Source organism: Actinoallomurus acaciae (assembly GCF_042429965.1).
Classification (GTDB): domain Bacteria; phylum Actinomycetota; class Actinomycetes; order Streptosporangiales; family Streptosporangiaceae; genus Actinoallomurus; species Actinoallomurus acaciae.
Map to the genome: position 1 here is coordinate 1 of NZ_JBHLZP010000944.1, position 1,740 is coordinate 1,740.

At 73.7% G+C, this 1,740-nt stretch carries 3 protein-coding genes; 2 read left to right on the forward strand and 1 reads right to left on the reverse strand.

All coding sequences use genetic code 11. The features are described 5' to 3' along the window. Positions 1-746: dihydrolipoamide acetyltransferase family protein (locus ACFFNX_RS49185; RefSeq protein WP_378213365.1), on the forward strand; the 746-nt coding region annotated here is incomplete at its 5' end. A 131-nt stretch (positions 747-877) separates the two neighbouring features. Here ACFFNX_RS49185 and ACFFNX_RS49190 read toward each other — a convergent pair. Continuing rightward, entirely contained in the window at positions 878-1,333 is a 456-nt protein-coding gene (locus ACFFNX_RS49190) for a MarR family winged helix-turn-helix transcriptional regulator (RefSeq protein ID WP_378213366.1), read from the reverse strand. A gap of 87 nt (positions 1,334-1,420) precedes the next feature. Here ACFFNX_RS49190 and ACFFNX_RS49195 point away from each other — a divergent pair. Beyond that, a partial coding sequence (locus ACFFNX_RS49195; RefSeq protein WP_378213368.1) for an alcohol dehydrogenase catalytic domain-containing protein occupies positions 1,421-1,740 on the forward strand: 320 nt, incomplete at its 3' end.

Consider the following 1,740-nt stretch of genomic DNA (forward strand, 5'->3'; position numbering starts at 1 on the left):
CGCCCACGCAGCCCGCCGCGCCGGCGGTGGCCCCGCAGCCGGCCCAGGCGCCTGCCGAGGACGAGGACGTCGAGCGGGTGCCGCTGAGCCGGATCCGCAAGGTCACCGCGCGCCGGCTCGCCGAGAGCATGCGGACCGCGCCGCACTTCTACCTGACGCGTGTCATCGACGTGGAGGAGCTGCTCGCCTTCCGCGCGACGCTCAACGCCGCGCTCGCCCCCGCCAAGGTCAGCGTCAACGACCTGATCGTCAAGGCGTGTGCGACGGCGCTGCGCGCCAACCCGGTGCTGAACGTCTCGTTCACCGAGGAGCACCTGCTCGTGCATAAACGGGTGCACGTGGGCGTGGCGGTGGCCCTGGAGGAGGGCCTGGTCGTGCCGGTGGTCCGCGATGCCGACCGCAAGAGCGTGTCCCAGATCGGCGCGGAGACGCGGGAGCTGGCCGGACGGGCCCGGGAGCAGAAACTGACGCCGCAGGAGATGTCGGGCGGCACGTTCACGGTGAGCAACCTGGGCATGTTCGGCGTGGACGCCTTCACCGCCGTGATCAACCCGCCGGAGGCGGCGATCCTCGCCGTGGGCGCGACCCGCAAGGACGTGGTGTTCCGCGACGGCGAGGTGGTCCCCCGCGACCGGATGACGATCACACTGTCGATCGACCACCGCGCCTGCGACGGCGCGACCGGCGCGGCGTTCCTCGGCCGGCTCGCCGAACTGCTGGAGAACCCGCTGCGCATCGTCGCCTGAGCGCCGTCCCCCAAGAGCAGGGGTGTCCCGTCTCGTGAAGAACCACAGACGGGGCACCCCGCAGCATTTCGGCCGGGCGGTCTGCCGGGGATGACGCGGCACGGTCGAGCAGCACCAGAACGGCCGGGGCGTCAGCGCCCCGCACCCGGTGGCGTCCGCTCCGGCAGGGCGCGGGCCAGCAGACCGGTGACGGCGTCGCGTTCCTCGTCGGTGAGCGCGCTCAGCAGGTCGCGTTCCGCCTGGCGCACCAGGTGCCGGCCGCGCCGCTGCGCCGCCCTCCCGGACTCGGTGACCACGATGAGGTGGGCGCGCCGGTCGGCCGGGGCGCGGGTCCGCTCGATCAGCCCGGCGTCCTGCAGGCCGTCGACGACGGCGACGATGGTCGTACGGTCGATGCCGAGCCGCAGCCCGAGCCGCTGCTGGGTCATCGGCCCCTCGCCCGCGAGCACGTCGAGGGCGGCCTGCTGCTTGACGCCGATGCCGAGCGGCGTGAGCGCCTCGGTCTCCAGGTCGATCGCGCGGCGGTGCAGGGTGCCCAGCAGGTAGCTCAGGCGGCCCCGCAGGGACTCGGGAATCGTATCGGGCACCGGCAGAGTTTAACAGACCGGCTGATCGTCAGTCGCGCTGTTACACTTTCGGCGATCGTCGCCGTCGAACCCCGATGGAGGTCGTCCATGCTGTGCGTGCGAGCGACGCGGTTCGGCGAGCCGGACGTGCCGGCCGCCGTCGAGGCGCCCGATCCGGTCGCCGGGCCCGGGCAGGTGCTGATCGAGATCGCCGTCGCCGACACGCTCCATCTCGACACGGTGATCCGGCGGGGCGCGTTCCCGTTCCCGATCGTCACACCTCCGTACGTCCCCGGCGGCGGGGTGGCCGGTACGGTCGTGTCGGCCGGGCCCGGGATGGACCAGGGTCTGCTGGGCCGCCGTGTGGCCGCCCGGACGGGCGCGGGAGAGCCGGGGCCGGGGACCGAGACCGTCGCGCGGCGCGCCCG